A 14,658-nucleotide genomic window follows, 5' to 3' on the forward strand; every position below is an offset into this window, starting at 1 on the left:
GAGTCGTAGGAGCGGCTTCAGCCGCGAGGGGCGTTACCGGTAATGCTCTCGCAGCTAAAGCCGCTTCTACGAAAGCAATGTCATGCGGCGAAAGCAGGGGGTGAGAGGTGACCTGACGCCGCGCGCGCAGCTGGCTTGTTCCCGTCTCCCGGCAGGCGTGGCGTCTGCCACGGCCACGGCCGCCTCAGCGCGCGCTGAAATACGCCGCGGCCACGCCGATGCCCAGCCACAGCAGATCGCCGGGGCTGTTGGCCAGCAGGGTCAGGGTCCAGGCGTAGTAGGCGCCCATCTTCAGCGATGAATCCCACACGTTCAGGCCCAGCCCAGCACCCATCTGCGCGGCGGCGATGCCCCAGTTGGCGGCGACGATCACCAGCACCGTGGCGATCATCGCCACCGCGATGCGCAGTGGGCCGCGCGGCAGGTTGCCCAGGCGCAGCATCCAGGCGATCTCCAGCGCCACCACCACGGCCATCCAGCCGGCCTGGCGACCCAGCGACAGCGCCACCAGCAACCAGGCGATCAGTGCGGTGAAACAGCCCATGGCGAGCAGCAGGGGCCACAGCCAGTGCGAGGGCCTGGCCGGCGTGGAGGAAGGCGGCATTCGATGTTCCCGGAGAAGGCGTACAGGATACTTCCGGCGCGCGCCCCGCGCACTCGGATAAACTGCACGACTTGCACCGGCGGGGCCTGTCCCCATATCGCCCCCATGTACTCACGCAGCAGCGAACCTGTCCAATTCGAACGCGATTGCGCCGCGGTGATGGTGCCGCAGGGCGACGCGGTGACCCTGCCCGCCGGCAGCTACGGCTACATCACCCAGGCGCTGGGCGGCAGCTACACGGTATTCGTGGAGGGCAACCTGTTCCGCATCGCCGGCAAGGACGGCGACGCCATCGGCAAGGAGCCGCCACCCGGGCTGGAACTGCCCGAGGACGCCGGCGACGAGCAGGTCGAAGCCCTGATCTGGCAGCAGTTGCGCACCTGCTTCGACCCCGAGATCCCGTTCAACATCGTCGATCTCGGCCTGATCTACGACGTGACCATGCACGCGCGCGAGGATGGCCAGCGTACCGTCGAGGTCAAGATGACCCTGACCGCGCCGGGCTGCGGCATGGGCGAGATCCTGGTCGACGACGTGCGCAGCAAGCTGGAAATGATCCCGACCATCGCCGAGGCCGACGTCGAGCTGGTGTTCGATCCGCCGTGGGGCCGGCATATGATGTCCGAGGCCGCGCGCCTGGAAACCGGCATGCTCTGAACCCGCGCGCGACGCCTCGCGCGTCGTGCCGGAGCCCGATCGGGCGTCGTCGCCGCTGCCGTCGCCACGACGCCGCGGCCCTGGCCATCCCTCGACTACCACAGGAATTCCCGGTGTCCGCTACCGAGCCGTCCACGCAGTTCCGCCTGACCCCGTCCACCACCGCGCGCAGCGCCGAGGCGCGCGCGCAGATCCTTGCCGCGCCGGGCTTCGGCAACTACTTCACCGACCACATGGTCGCCATCGAATGGAGCCGCGAGCAGGGCTGGCACGACGCGCAAGTGCGCGCCTACGGTCCGCTGGCGCTGGATCCGGCCGCCTCGGTGCTGCACTACGGCCAAGAGATCTTCGAAGGCATCAAGGCCTACCGCCATGCCGACGGCTCGATCTGGACCTTCCGCCCGGAGGCCAACGGCAAGCGCCTGCAACGCTCGGCGCAGCGCCTGGCGCTGCCGGAGCTGCCGGTGGAGCTGTTCGTGGAATCGCTGCGGCAACTGATCGCGGTGGATGCGGCCTGGGTGCCGTCGGCGCCGGAGACCAGCCTGTATTTCCGCCCGTTCATGATCGCCAACGAGGCGTTCCTGGGCGTGCGCGCCGCGCAGAAGGCCGGCTACTACGTCATCGCCAGCCCGGCCGGTGCCTATTTCGCCAAGGGCGTGGCGCCGGTGGCGATCTGGCTGTCCACCGACTACGCGCGCGCCGCCAAGGGTGGCACTGGTGCGGCCAAGTGCGGCGGCAACTACGCCGCCTCGCTGCTGCCGCAGCAGCAGGCGCAGGCGCAGGGCTGCTCGCAGGTGCTGTTCCTCGACCCGGTCGAAGGCAAGTACATCGAGGAACTGGGCGGCATGAACGTGTTCCTGGTGATGCGCGACGGCAGCCTGGTCACCCCGGCGCTGTCGGGCAGCATCCTGGAAGGCATCACCCGCGACAGCATCCTGCAACTGGCCCGCGACCGCGGCATGCAGGTGGTGGAGCGGCAGGTCAGCATCGACGAGTGGCGCGACGGCGTGGCTTCGGGCGAGATCGCCGAGGTGTTCGCCTGCGGCACCGCCGCGGTGGTGACCCCGATCGGCCAGCTCAAGGGCAAGGACTTCGCCGTCGGCGATCTGACCGCCCCGGCTGGCCCGGTGACGCTGTCGCTGCGCCAGGAACTGACCGACATCCAGTACGGTCGCGTGGCCGACCGCCACGGCTGGCTGGTGCGGCTGGGCTGAGCCCAACGCCCAACGCCGGGGCGGCTGTCGGCCGCCCTGGCGAATGGACCTCATGCCCCGGGGCGCATGGTCCGATGATGGCGTCAGCCATCGCATTCGGCGTCCGCGCTGGTGCGCCGCGGCGTGTGATGCGTCGCCGCCGCCTCCGTGCCGCGCCTTCCCCGCCTCTCCGGGAGTCCGCTCCCTGGACATTCCGTGTCCATCCCGATGTGGCGCTGTCCTGCAGACCATCTCTGTCGTCTGTATCCGATGTCTCCTTTTCTTGTCCCGTGTGTCGCGCGGGAGCCAAAAAGCTGCCCCTTGTTTGCCAAATTTGGCGTTTTGCTATGTTGCAATGCAGCAAAAACGAGGTGTACATCTCTTTGTGACATCGACATTCATAGCATTTCATCGTTTTGTACAACGGATTTCCGTCACGGCTTGCTCCATACGCGGTTGTACTGAGCTAGGTTCGATGAATGGTCGGCAACGCGTGGGTCGACCGGGCTCGCAATGCACGCCGGATTCAGGTTGAGGCCGAATCGGTGCGGCGCGGAACACCGCCATCCAGGCGGCTACTCAACCGAAAGGAAGTCCGAATGTCCGAAATGTCGCATCGTGGTTCGCGCCAGCGTCCGTGGCTGGTGGTGCTGGGCGCCTCCGCTCTCACCTCGCTGCTGTTGGCCACCCCAGCCTTCGCCGGTGACGTGAACCTCTCAGGCCTGTCTTCCGAACCGACCGTGCAGCGCTTCATCGTCAAGACCCGTGACGCCGCGCCGGTCAGCATCTCCAGCGCTTCCGCCGCCGCTGCGGCGCCCTCGGCGGCACTGCGCGCGACGCTGCAATCGGCCGCCGCCGCCATGCCGGCCAAGAACGGCCGCGCGCTCGGCCTGACCAGCCTGCGCCGCCTGGCGGTGGGGCCGGAAGTGGTCAAGGCCAGCCGTCCGCTGGACCGCGCCGAGGCCGAGACGCTGATGCGGCAGATCGCCGCCGACCCGAACGTCGAATACGTCGAGGTCGACCAGCGCATGACCATCGCGCTGACCCCGAACGATCCGCGCCTGGGCGACCAGTGGGCGTTCGGCACCACCAACGCCGGCATCAACGTGCGTTCGGCCTGGGACAAGGCCACCGGCGACGGCGTGGTCGTGGCCGTGATCGACACCGGCATCACCAGCCATCCCGATCTCAACGCCAACGTCCTGCAAGGCTACGACTTCATCAGCGATGCGGATTCCGCGCGCGACGGCAACGGCCGCGACAGCAACCCGGCCGACGAAGGCGACTGGGCCGCCGCCGGCGAGTGCTACTCCGGCTCGCCTGCCTCGAATTCCAGCTGGCACGGCACCCATGTGGCCGGCACCATCGCCGCGGTCACCAACAACGGCACCGGCGTCGCCGGCACCGCGTTCAAGGCCAAGATCCTGCCGGTGCGCGTGCTCGGCAAGTGCGGCGGCTACACCTCCGACATCGCCGATGCGATCACCTGGGCCTCCGGCGGCACCGTCAGTGGCGTGCCGGCCAACCAGAACCCGGCCGAAGTGATCAACATGTCGCTGGGCGGCAGCGGCACCTGCTCGAGCACCTACCAGAACGCCATCAACGGTGCGGTCAGCCGTGGCACCACGGTGGTGGTCGCGGCGGGCAACAGCTCGACCAACGTGTCCAGCTCGGTGCCGGCCAACTGCAACAACGTGATCGCGGTGGCGGCTACCACGTCCTCGCGGGCCAAGGCCAGCTACTCGAACTACGGCGCGGGCATCGACATCTCCGCGCCGGGCTCGAACATCCTGTCCACGCTCAACGACGGCACCACCACCCCGGGCAACCCGAGCTATGCCTCGTACAACGGCACCTCGATGGCGACCCCGCACGTGGCCGGCGTGGTCGCGCTGATGCAGTCGGTGGCGCCGACCGCGCTGACCCCGGCGCAGGTGGAAAGCACCATCAAGAACACCGCCGCCAGCTTCTCCTGCTCGCAGGGCTGCGGCGCCGGCCTGCTCGATGCCAACGCAGCGGTCACTGCGGCGCAGAGCGGCAGCAGCGGTGGCGGCGGCGGCGGTGGTGGCAGCAGCAACGAGCTGCAGGACGGCGTGGCGGTCACCAACCTCAGCGCCAACAGCGGCTCCTCGCTGAACTACACGGTCAAGGTGCCGTCCGGTGCCAGCAGCCTGGTGGTCACCACCTCCGGCGGCAGCGGCGATGCCGACCTGTACGTGCGTTTCGGCAGCGCGCCGACCGATTCGGCCTACGACTGCCGTCCGTACAAGAACGGCAACAACGAGAGCTGCACCTTCAACTCCCCGCAGGCCGGCACCTACTACGTGCGGGTGAAGGCGTACAGCACGTTCTCCGGGCTCAGCCTGAAGGCCGACTACTGAGGCACTCCGTCGCGGCGGCCGCGTGATGGCCGCCGCGCACCTCCCGGTGCCGGATCGCAGCGGTCGGCCAGGACGATGCCGATGCTGCCACTCTCGGTCGCCCCGCGCTTCGGCGCGGGGCTTTTTTATGCGGGCAGTGCATGCGCTGTCGCGGGGCGCGCCATGGCGCTACGCCCTGCCGGCCATCGCGGTAGTTGTCGCGCGGATCCGGTCGATGGCACGACCGCGTGGAGCTTGCTGCCCGCCGCTGCGACGGCGCAGGCCGCTGGCCGGCGCGGCGATCGGAAGGATCGCGATCTACGCCACCCGCTCCGGCGTCGCCATCACTCGCACAGATCGCAGGCGCGCGCCTGCAGAGCGTCGAGGACCTGCGCGGCGTCCATCTCCAGCAGCAGGCCGCGTTGTCCGGCGTTGAACCACACGCTGCCCGCGCCCAGCGCCGATTGCTCCACCAGCACCGGCGCCGGCCGTTGCTGGCCCAGTGGGCTGATGCCGCCGACCTTGTAGCCGGTGCGGCGCTCGGCCTCTGCGGCCTCCATCATCCGTGCCGCCTTGCCGCCCGCCGCGGCGGCCAGCTTCTTCAACTGCACGCGGCGGTCGGACGGCACCACCACGCAGACCGCGCGCGTGTCGACCCAGGCCATCAGACTCTTCAGCACCCGCTCCGGCGGCAGGCCCAGCGCTTGCGCGGCCTGCAGGCCCTTGGCGCCGGCTTCGGCGGCGTAGTCGTAGGGATGCAGCCGATAGACGACGCCGGCTGCGTCCAATGCCTTGGTCGCGCGCGTGGCCTTGGACATCGCGGTCGCTCAGGCGGCTTCGAAGCGGTTCGCCGCCACGTTCTTGCGCACCTTCTGCGGATCCCAGATGCGCCCGTTCATGGCGATGTAGACGCCGGCCGGCAGCGACTGCACCGCACCGACCGCGCAGCCGATGTTGAACTCGGCGTCCGAGCCGCGGAAGCGCGCCGGGTTCAGCGCGCCGGTCATCACGATGGTCTTGCCCTCGATCGCCTGCAGCACCTTGCCGGTCTGCACCATCGAGTCGGTGCCGTGGGTGATCAGCACGTGCCGCGCCGACTGCGCAGCGATGGTGGCGCGGATCAGTTCGCGGTCTTCGTCGGTGATGTGCAGCGAATCCTTGCGGATGATCGGGATCACGGTGAAGCGGAAGGTCACGCCCAGTTCCTTGAGGATCTGGCCGATCTGCGGGTCGCCGATCTGGTAGTCGGACTTGTCGTCGAAGTAGATCTTGTCGATCGTGCCGCCGGTGGTGACGATCAGGAGTTCTTCCATTGCCGTTCCTAGAAGCATGTCGGGACGCGGCCGTGGCCGCGCAGGCCGTCCATGATACCGGGCGCGGCGGGGCGGCCGCTCAGTCGCGCCCGGCCGTGCCGCGACGGCGGGCGAAGCGCGCGCGGATGCCCGGCGCGCTGGACAGACCCACCACCAGCAGCGCCAGCAGCAGCTCGGCCCAGCCATAGCCGCGCTGCGGCGGGTGGCTCCAGGCGGTCATCACCCCGTGGCTGAACCACAGCAGCGCGCCGACGCCGCTCCAGAACCGCGCCAGCGCCGAGCCGCGCAGCACGCCCACGGCGAGCAGCAACGGCGGCAGCGCGAACACCAGCAGGGCGGCGAGACGGTGGCGGTCGTCGTGGAACCAGGCTGCGAACAGCGCCGCCAGCGCCAGCAGCGTCGCCCCCAGCGCCACCCGCAGGCGCGCGCCGCTCATGGCGCCGCCAGTCGTTGTGCGATGTCGGCCAGGCGCCGGCCGAGCGCGCGTGCCAGTTGCGCTTCTTCCTCGCTGGGCTGCGGATCGTCGTCGGCACCGGCGACATGGCTGGCCCCGTACGGCGTGCCGCCGCTGCGGGTGCTGCTGAGCAGCGGTTCGGTGTAGGGAATGCCGACGATCAGGCAGCCGTGGTGCAGCAGCGGCAGGTGCATCGACAGCAGGGTGGCTTCCTGGCCGCCGTGCAGCGACGCGGTCGAGGTGAATACCGCCGCGGGCTTGCCGGCGAGGGTGGCGCTGGCCCAGTCGGCGCCGAGCCCGTCGATGAAGTGCTTGACCGGTGCGGCCATGTTGCCGAAGCGGGTCGGGCTGCCCAACGCCAGGCCCACGCACTCGTGCAGGTCGCTGGCGTCCACGTACGGCGCGCCGCTGTCGGGTACCGGCGGTGCGCTGGTCTGGGTGACCGCGGCCACCGGTGGCACGGTGCGCAGGCGCGCGGCCATGCCCGGCACCTCGCCGACGCCGCGGGCGATCTGCCGCGCCAGGCGCGCCACCGAGCCGCCGCGGCTGTAGTACAGGACCAGAATCTCGGCCATGCGGCCCTCTCGTGGATCGAAACGGCGGTCAGTATCGACGATGCCGGCGTCCATGCGCATCGGGTACCCTTGCCCGATGCAGCCGCTGGACACCGTCAATCTCTGGGCCGATCGCCTGCGCGACCGCGCGCGCATGCGCAGCTTCGCCGGCTTCCTGTGGCGGCGCTTCATCGACGACCGGCTGTTCCAGGCCGCGGCCTCGCTGGCCTACACCACCATCTTCGCGCTGGTGCCGCTGGCGGTGGTGGTGTTCGGGGTGCTGTCGGCGTTCCCGGTGTTCGACAAGTGGAGCGACCAGCTCAGCGACTACATCTTCTCCAACTTCGTGCCCGCCGCGGCGCGCTCGGTGGAGTCCTACCTGCGGCAGTTCTCGGCCAGTGCCGGGCAACTGACCACCGCCGGTGTGATCGCGCTGGTGGTCTCGTTGCTGATCACCCTCAACAGCGTCGAGCAGACCTTCAACCAGATCTGGCGGGTGGTCTCGGCGCGGCCGCAGCTGACCCGCTTCCTGGTGTACTGGACGGTGTTGACCCTCGGCGCGCTGCTGGCCGCGGCGTCGCTGGCGGTGTCGGCGCGGTTCTTCGCGCTGCCGCTGTTCAAGACCAGCGAGGGCCGGCTGCTGGCGCAGGTGGTGCTGAGCGTGGCGCCGGTGCTGATCGAGTTCGTCTGCATCACCCTGGTGTACCGGGTGGTGCCGCACCATACGGTCAAGCTGCGCCACGCGGTGCCAGGCGCGCTGCTGGCAGTGCTGCTGCTGGAACTGGTGAAGTGGGGGTTGAGCCTGTACTTGGGCAGCTTCCAGTCCTACCAGCGCATTTACGGCACGGTGGCGTTCGTGCCGATCTTCCTATTGTGGATCTACCTGAGCTGGATCGCCATCCTGCTCGGCGCCTCGGTGTCGTCCTCGATCGCCGCGTTCCGCTATCAACCGGCCTCGATGCGCCTGCCGGCCGGCTACGAGATCTATGGCCTGCTGCGCCTGCTCGGGCGCTTCGCGCAGGCGCGCAAGCAGGGCAGCGGACTGCAGGAGGACCAGATCCTGCAGTTGGAGCCGATGCTGACCGATTCGCTGATGCAGCAGCTGCTGTGCGAACTGGAACGCATCCGCCTGCTCCGCCGCACCGAGCAGGGCGACTGGCTGCTGGCCCGCGACCTGAGCGACCTGCCGGTGGCCGAGCTGTACGAGAACTGCCAACTGCGCATCCCTGTCGTCGAGACCTATCTGCCGTGCCGCGACGACGCCCTGGGACAGGCGGCGTGCCGCGCGCTGGACGAACTGCGCCTGCCGTTGCGCGACGTGCTCAAGCGTCGCGTCGGCGACCTCTACACCGAGATCGGAGACCTTGCATGACCGCCATGCGCCTGTTGTTCCCGCTGTTCGCCGCCGCCGCCCTGCTCGCCGGGTGCGACCGCCAGCCCACGCCCAAGCCGGCCGACGGCACTGCCACGTCCGCAGCGCCATCCGCGCCCAAGGCGCCGACCGCCCCGCCAGCGCCGGAGGCCCCGGCCGCTCCGGCGGCAGGACCGTCCGTGGTGCAGGAGACCCGCCCCGAGCCGACCCTGAAGATGAAGGCGGTGGATGGGCGCGAGTACGACCTGGCCGCGCACCGCGGGCAATGGGTGGTGGTGAATTTCTGGGCCACCTGGTGCGCGCCGTGCCTGAAGGAGATGCCGGAGTTGTCGGCCCTGCACGTGATGCGCGACAACATCGAGGTGGTGGGCCTGGCCTACGAGGACATCGAGCCGGCGGAGATGCAGGCGTTCCTGAAGCAGCATCCGGTCGCCTACCCGATCGTCATCGTCGACACCTATGCGCCGCCGGCCGACTTCGCCACCCCGCGCGGCCTGCCGATGACCTACCTGATCGCGCCCGACGGCAAGGTCGCCAAGCAGTTCCTGGGGCCAGTCACCGCCCACGACATCGAAACCGCGATTGCCGCCGCCGGTGGCCCGGCGCCCGGGCAGGGCAAGGGGAGGGCGAAGGCGGCGGGGTGAGGGTGTCTGGCTAGGTGGCGTGGCCGCTGCCGCCCGGGATTGGGCATTCGGGATTGGGGATTGGAATGCGCGCTTCCGTGCATGCGGAAGCGCCATCAGGTCGCCATCAGGTCGCCGTCGAATCGCTATCGAATCGCCGTAGGAGCGGCTTCAGCCGCGACCCGGAAGGCTGACCGATGGTGGCGCCGCGGCTAAACCCGACCTCCATTCGATGCGTCGGAAACCGAGGGCAGTCTTTGTGGGAGGGACTTCAGTCCCGACGCCTTGCGCGACGGGACGATGGGATGGCTTCGCTCGTCGCGGCTGAAGCCGCTCCTACAGGAGGCAGGCGCCTGCCTTGCACTTCGGTAGCCGAGATCCAGCGTAGGAGCGGCTTCAGCCGCGACCGGTTTCCCCGAAGCGGCGAACCGCGGGTGCCCAACAGCGTGCGGTCGGACGATGGCTGCACGCCGCACCCAATCCCTAGTCCCCACTCCCGATCTCATACGACGGAATCGGCTGCAGCAGTCCGAACTTTTCCTTGTGCAGCTTGTGCTTCAGCGGCGGCAGTTCCAGGTCCGGTTCGTGCAGGCGGGTTTCCGGCAACTGGTCGAGCAGGTGCCGGATCAGGGTCAGGCGGCCGCGCTTCTGGTCGTTGAAATCCACCAGGGTCCACGGCGCGTAGTCGCGGTGGGTGGCTTCCAGCATCGCTTCGCGCGCGCGGGTGTAGTCGGCGTACTGGCTGCGCGACTTCAGGTCCACCGGCGACAGCTTCCAGCCCTTCAGCGGATCGTGCAGGCGCTCGGCGAAGCGCTTTTCCTGCTGCGCCTGGTCCACGCACAGCCAGTACTTGAACAGGCGGATGCCATCGTCCACCAGCAGCCGCTCGAACAATGGGGTCTGGCGCAGGAAGGCGTGGTACTCGGCATCGCTGCAGTAGCCCATAACCCGTTCCACGCCGGCGCGGTTGTACCAGCTGCGGTCCATCAGCACGATCTCGCCGGCGGCCGGCAGGTGCGCGACGTGGCGCTGGAAATACCACTGCGTGGCTTCGCGGTCGGTCGGCTTGGGCAGGGCCACCACCCGGCACTGGCGCGGATTCAGGTGTTCGGCGATGGCCTGGATCGCGCCGCCCTTGCCGGCGGTGTCGCGGCCTTCGAACAGCACCAGCACGCGCTCGCCGCTGTGCTGCACCGCCTGCGCCATCGCCATCAGTTCCAGCTGCAGCGGCTGCATCAGGGCCTTGTACTGCTTGCGCTTGAGATGGCTCATTTGCTGCTCCGCTTGCGGGTGCCGGTGCCGGCCATGCTGCGCGCCACTTCCAGCAGCGCGCCCTGCTGGCGGGCGTCGAGGGCGCGGTAGGCCTGCAGCAGGTCGTGTTCGCCGCGGGTGCGCGCCGGGTCCAACTGGCTGGCCAGTTCGCCGAGCAGGGCGCCGGCGGGGACGCCGAAGGTGCGCGCCAGCGCGGTGAGCTGGGCGCGTCCGGGCAGTTTCTCGCCGGCCATCCAGGCCTTGACCGTGGCCGCGCCGGCGCGGGGAATGGCCGCGGCGATGTCCGCGGCGCTCATGCCGCTGGCCTTGGCCAGCAGGCGCAACGTGGTGTCCAGGGGCATGCGGGAGTCCAGGTCATTCCTTCAGGCGCGGGCGCAGCGTGGCCAGATTGCAGGGGCGGGTGCGGGCATCCAGTTGCGCAGCGATGATCCGCTCCCAGGCCGTGCGGCAGGCCGAGGTGGAGCCGGGCAGGCAGAACAGGAAGGTGGCGTTGGCCAGGCCGGCGAAGGCGCGTGACTGCAGCGAGGAGGTGCCGATCTCCTCGACGCTGATCGCACGGAACAGTTCGCCGAACCCCGGCATCTGCTTGTCCAGCAGCGGCAGCAGGGCCTCGGGCGTGGAATCGCGGCCGGTGAAGCCAGTGCCGCCGGTGACCAGGATGCCGTCCACCTCGGGGGCGGCGATCCAGGCCGAGACCGTGGCGCGCATCCGGTAGCGGTCGTCCGGCAGCAACTCCCGTGCGTGCAGGCGATGGCCGGCGCCGCCGAGGGCGGTGATCAGGTAGTCGCCGGAGCTGTCCTGTTCGAGGGTGCGCGTGTCCGAGACGGTCAGCACGCACAGGTTCAAGGCGATGAAGTCGGCGTTGGCGCTCATGGCGGCAGCCTAGCGGCTCGCCCGGCCGGCGTACAGCCTGCCTGCGCCGCCGCTTCAGCTGCGGTGGCGCCGCGGCCATCGCCTGCCGGATGAGACCGGCCCGCACCCGGCAGAGGCAGGCCGCGTGGCGTGTCGGCCCCGCGTGAGGCCGATGCCGGCGCCTAATCGCGATCGAGCCGCTTCATGCTGAGGATCGGCGTATTGATCAGGCGATTGCCGATGGTGAATTGCAGGATGGTTGCGCCCTCCACGTGAATCCAGGCGTCCTGGCTGCGGATATGCAGGAAGGTGGTGTCCTTTTCGGCGAAACCATCGGGATCCGCGCGCAGGAACACGGTGCCGTTGCCGTTCGCCGCGCCGGTCATGCGGACGGCGGTGTTGTTGGTGATTGCGGCGGTGTCGGCATTGCGCGCGACGCCGATCAGCACTTCGAAAGCCATGGCAAGTCTCCTCATTGATCAGCACGGGTATGGGCGGGGCCCGGCAGGGCACGCCGGTCGCCGCGCGTTGCAGCGCGACAGGGCCACTATCGTTGGCGCGGGAGGAGGGGGCGCTCGGCGCAAGCCTGATTGCCGAGGGGCGAACGTCTGATTGCGGCATGGTCGCGCATCGAAATGTTCATCCGGAGCGGTTGGCCGCTTCGCTAGTCGATCGCCCCGGATGCGGTGGAGCGGGATGGTCGCGCGTGTCGGCCGATCCAGACCTGCGTGCGACGTGGTTGCCATCTTTCATGTCAGGGCCAGCGTGCGTGGCCGGAAGCGGCGTACGCTGGCGGCACGATCGGCGGCCAGCGGCAGGCGCTCTGGCTCGCGCTGCAGGGCGCGTCGCTGCGCGTCGGCGCTGAGCCACTCGGTGCATTCGAGCAGGGTGCGGCCGTCGTCGGACAGATACAGATGCGCGGCGATCAACCCGCGCAGCGCATGCGCGCCATCCTGCAGAGCGGCGAAGGCGGTATCGGCACGACCCTGTGCCTGCGCTGCATCGCGTGTCGCGATGCGTGTCACCACCACACAGGATGGCGCACGGTGCGGATCGGACACGCCGCTGCGAATGCGCCGATAACGGCGCAGTGTCCTACGCAGCCCAGGCAGACGTGTGCGCAGCAGTTCATGCAGTTCGGGCGCCGCGTCGCAGCAGCAGCGTGCATACAGCAGGTCGGGCGTGTCGCCCAGGGACTCCATCCAGGTCAGGGCATGCAGGCGGTGGTCGCACAGGCCGCGCACGCGATCGAGCAATGCGATGCGGTCGGGAAGAGGCGCCTCGGCAAGCAGCATGCTGCGCGCGGGTGCGGAAGAAACGGGCGTTGGGATCGGGAACGGCAGCGACATCGCGGGGTCTGCACGGGAGCATGCGCGCAGTGTCGGACCTCAAGTTGACTTGAGGTCAAGCGCTACGGTGGCTCGACGTGCGAGATGAACAACGTGCACATGCGCCTCACAGACTGCGTTGGCCGCGTCGCTGCGACCTGCAGCGGTGGGCCGTTCATCCCATGGGTGCGCCATGACCTTGCGTGCGCTGGGCGATGAGAGGCGGCGATGCGCATGTACCCGCGGCGATGCCGATGGCGACGTCGCCATGCAGTGCGTTGTTTGATGCACCGCCGCGGCCCTGTGGCGCATCCGCAAACGATCGATCAGGCCGAAGCTGCGCTTTGCCAACCGTGGCGCGAAGCGGTGTCGCGCAGCAGCGTTGCGAAGTCGTCGGCGAATCCTTGCATGTCGAACAGGCCGCTGTCCGCGCGCCGCGCGTGCAGCCGCTCGCGCAGCGCCTGCAGCGCTGGGGAATCGCGACCCAGGCGCACCGCGGCGGCGACGAACGCCGCATCGTCGGCGGCATTCATCTCGTCCAGGCCGAGATGATGGTTGAGGCTGCCGGCCACGCGCGCGGCGAAGGTGCTGCCGGGGCAGGTCAACACCGGGCAGCCGGCCCACAAGGCGTCGGAGGCGGTGGTGTGGGCGTTGTACGGATGCGTGTCCAGGAACAGGTCGGCGTGCCGGTAGCGCGCCAGATAGTCCGGGTGTGCCAGCTTGGGCATGAAGCGCAGGCGCGTCGGCTCCACGCCGGCCGCAGAGGCGGCCGCGCGCAGTCGGTCATCGGCTTGGCCCGGGCCGGACAGCAGCCACAGCACGCTGTCGGGCACCTGCCGCAGCACCTCCAGCATCCGCGCCATGCTGCGCGGGCCGAGCTTGTAGCTGTTGTTGAAGCAGCAGAACACGGTGCCGTGCTCGGGCAGGCCGCAGTCGCTGCGCGAAGGTGGATCGCCGACGTGGCGGGTGGCGTCGGACGGCTGGAAGGCGCGTGGCAGCCGCAGCACCCGCTCGCTGTAGTGCGCGGCCAGTGCCGGCGGCAACGCATAGGCGTCGCCGACCACGTAGTCGATCCACGGCGCGCCGGAGGTGCCGGGGTAGGCCAGCCAGTTCAGTTGCACCGATGCCGGGCGCAGCGCCAGGACTTCCGGCGTGCCGCCGCCGCCCCAGCCGCGCAGATCGAACAGCAGGTCGATACCGGCGTCGCGGATGCACTGGGCGAGCTGCCGATGCGGCAGTCCGGCCACGTCGTGCCACGCGTGTGCGGCGGCCTGCAGGCGTACGCGGAGCGCGCTGCGGTCGTCGCCGTTGAGCGCGAACAGGTGCACCTGCAGGTCGCCATGCGCGCGCAGGTGCTCGAACAGAGCGACGGTCAGCAGGCCAGTGGGGTGCGCGCCGAAGCCGTTGGACAGGAAGCCGACGCGTAGCCCGCCATCGCGGCGCACCTGCGTGGCCGGCAGTGGCGTCAGGGTGCGCGCCAGCGCCTGGGCGCGGTTGCGCGCGCAGCGCAGTTGCTCGTCCGCGCCCGCGTCCTCGTTGAGAAAGGCGAACGGTTCGATCGCCGGGTGTCCCTGCCGCACCGCGCTGCGGACCTGCTGCGACAGCGCGTCCAGTCCGCGCCAGTCGCACAGTTTGCGGCGCCAGTTCAGCAGGTAGGCGGCGATCGACGGTTCCTGCGGTAGCAGGGCGTGCGCATGCGCGTAGGCCTGCGCCGCGGCTTCGGCCTCGCCGTTGTCTTCCAGCGCGTGGCCCAGCCACACCGCGATGCCTGGGTGCTGCGGCGCCTGCTGCAGCGCCCCGCGCAACGCCTGCGCGGCCTCGGCATGGCGGCCCTGGGTCCAGCGCACCCGTCCCAGGCGCGCCAGCGCTTCTGGATGGCCCGGGCGCAACTGCAGCGCGCGCAGGGCCGCCTGTTCGCCGGCCGCCACGGCGCCGGCGCCGAGTTCGGCGTCGGCGAGCATCACCCAGGCCAGGAAATCCTGCGGATCGCGCCGTACCGCGGCCTGCAATCGCAGGCGTTCGTCGGCGCCGCCGTCGTTCATGCGGCCGTGATGGCCGCGACCGACCGCGTGCGGC

Annotated in this window: 16 protein-coding genes; 5 read left to right on the plus strand and 11 right to left on the minus strand. The window is 69.7% G+C overall.

The features are described from left to right. Positions 1-184: 184 nt before the first annotated feature. Positions 185-604 carry a hypothetical protein gene (locus tag ACP93_RS06970; RefSeq protein WP_048490025.1) on the minus strand — a complete coding sequence of 140 codons (420 nt, stop codon included), beginning with the start codon at positions 602-604 and terminating at the stop codon, positions 185-187. Positions 605-709: 105 nt separating this feature from the next. Here ACP93_RS06970 and sufT point away from each other — a divergent pair, with 105 nt between their 5' ends. From sufT to ACP93_RS06985, 3 genes are all read left to right on the plus strand, one after another. Then, positions 710-1,261, plus strand: coding sequence for a putative Fe-S cluster assembly protein SufT (gene sufT, locus ACP93_RS06975; protein WP_017909071.1), 552 nt, complete (start codon positions 710-712; stop codon positions 1,259-1,261). Between the two features lie 113 nt (positions 1,262-1,374). After that, positions 1,375-2,475, plus strand: coding sequence for a branched-chain amino acid aminotransferase (locus ACP93_RS06980; protein ID WP_048490026.1), 1,101 nt, complete (start codon positions 1,375-1,377; stop codon positions 2,473-2,475). A gap of 587 nt (positions 2,476-3,062) precedes the next feature. After that, positions 3,063-4,835: a S8 family peptidase gene (locus ACP93_RS06985; RefSeq protein WP_048490089.1), complete on the plus strand. Its 1,773-nt coding sequence runs from the start codon at positions 3,063-3,065 to the stop codon at positions 4,833-4,835. Positions 4,836-5,158: 323 nt separating this feature from the next. Here the strand turns inward: ACP93_RS06985 and ybaK are convergent, their stop codons facing one another. The 4 genes from ybaK to wrbA all read right to left on the minus strand — a co-directional run bounded on the left by ybaK (position 5,159) and on the right by wrbA (position 7,156). Further along, positions 5,159-5,632 carry a Cys-tRNA(Pro) deacylase gene (gene ybaK, locus ACP93_RS06990; RefSeq protein ID WP_048490027.1) on the minus strand — a complete coding sequence of 158 codons (474 nt, stop codon included), beginning with the start codon at positions 5,630-5,632 and terminating at the stop codon, positions 5,159-5,161. A 9-nt stretch (positions 5,633-5,641) separates the two neighbouring features. After that, positions 5,642-6,127: an asparaginase domain-containing protein gene (locus ACP93_RS06995; protein ID WP_017909075.1), complete on the minus strand. Its 486-nt coding sequence runs from the start codon at positions 6,125-6,127 to the stop codon at positions 5,642-5,644. 79 nt (positions 6,128-6,206) lie between these two features. Beyond that, the gene (locus ACP93_RS07000; protein WP_048490028.1) at positions 6,207-6,563 is read right to left on the minus strand and encodes a DUF2069 domain-containing protein; all 357 of its coding nucleotides are present in this window, start codon (positions 6,561-6,563) and stop codon (positions 6,207-6,209) included. After that, positions 6,560-7,156: an NAD(P)H:quinone oxidoreductase gene (gene wrbA, locus ACP93_RS07005; RefSeq protein WP_048490090.1), complete on the minus strand. Its 597-nt coding sequence runs from the start codon at positions 7,154-7,156 to the stop codon at positions 6,560-6,562. Before wrbA ends, ACP93_RS07000 begins: the two co-directional genes overlap by 4 nt. 76 nt (positions 7,157-7,232) lie before the next feature. On the opposite strand from wrbA, the gene ACP93_RS07010 reads away from it, so the two are divergent. Continuing rightward, a complete protein-coding gene (locus ACP93_RS07010; protein ID WP_010341248.1) occupies positions 7,233-8,507 on the plus strand; it encodes a YihY family inner membrane protein in 1,275 nt (424 codons plus the stop codon). Between the two features lie 41 nt (positions 8,508-8,548). Then, entirely contained in the window at positions 8,549-9,151 is a 603-nt protein-coding gene (locus tag ACP93_RS07015; RefSeq protein WP_048490091.1) for a TlpA family protein disulfide reductase, read from the plus strand. Between the two features lie 462 nt (positions 9,152-9,613). Here the strand turns inward: ACP93_RS07015 and ppk2 are convergent, their stop codons facing one another. The 6 genes from ppk2 to ACP93_RS07045 all read right to left on the minus strand — a co-directional run bounded on the left by ppk2 (position 9,614) and on the right by ACP93_RS07045 (position 14,624). Continuing rightward, a complete protein-coding gene (gene ppk2 / locus ACP93_RS07020; RefSeq protein WP_048490029.1) occupies positions 9,614-10,402 on the minus strand; it encodes a polyphosphate kinase 2 in 789 nt (262 codons plus the stop codon). Continuing rightward, positions 10,399-10,743 (minus strand): helix-turn-helix domain-containing protein, encoded by a 345-nt coding sequence (locus ACP93_RS07025; RefSeq protein WP_010341252.1) that lies wholly within the window; start codon positions 10,741-10,743, stop codon positions 10,399-10,401. The genes ppk2 and ACP93_RS07025 overlap by 4 nt, the downstream gene beginning before the upstream one ends. Positions 10,744-10,756: 13 nt before the next feature. Further along, a complete protein-coding gene (gene moaB / locus ACP93_RS07030; RefSeq protein ID WP_048490030.1) occupies positions 10,757-11,275 on the minus strand; it encodes a molybdenum cofactor biosynthesis protein B in 519 nt (172 codons plus the stop codon). Between the two features lie 161 nt (positions 11,276-11,436). Next, complete coding sequence (locus tag ACP93_RS07035) at positions 11,437-11,703, minus strand: hypothetical protein (protein WP_131721595.1); 267 nt, start codon at positions 11,701-11,703, stop codon at positions 11,437-11,439. 300 nt (positions 11,704-12,003) lie between these two features. Next, positions 12,004-12,603 (minus strand): hypothetical protein, encoded by a 600-nt coding sequence (locus ACP93_RS07040; RefSeq protein WP_228135972.1) that lies wholly within the window; start codon positions 12,601-12,603, stop codon positions 12,004-12,006. A 305-nt stretch (positions 12,604-12,908) separates the two neighbouring features. Further along, positions 12,909-14,624, minus strand: a complete 1,716-nt coding sequence (locus ACP93_RS07045) for an O-linked N-acetylglucosamine transferase, SPINDLY family protein (RefSeq protein WP_048490033.1) — start codon at positions 14,622-14,624, stop codon at positions 12,909-12,911. Between the last annotated feature and the right edge of the window lie 34 nt (positions 14,625-14,658).

Source organism: Xanthomonas sp. NCPPB 1128 (assembly GCF_001043115.1).
GTDB lineage: Bacteria > Pseudomonadota > Gammaproteobacteria > Xanthomonadales > Xanthomonadaceae > Xanthomonas_A.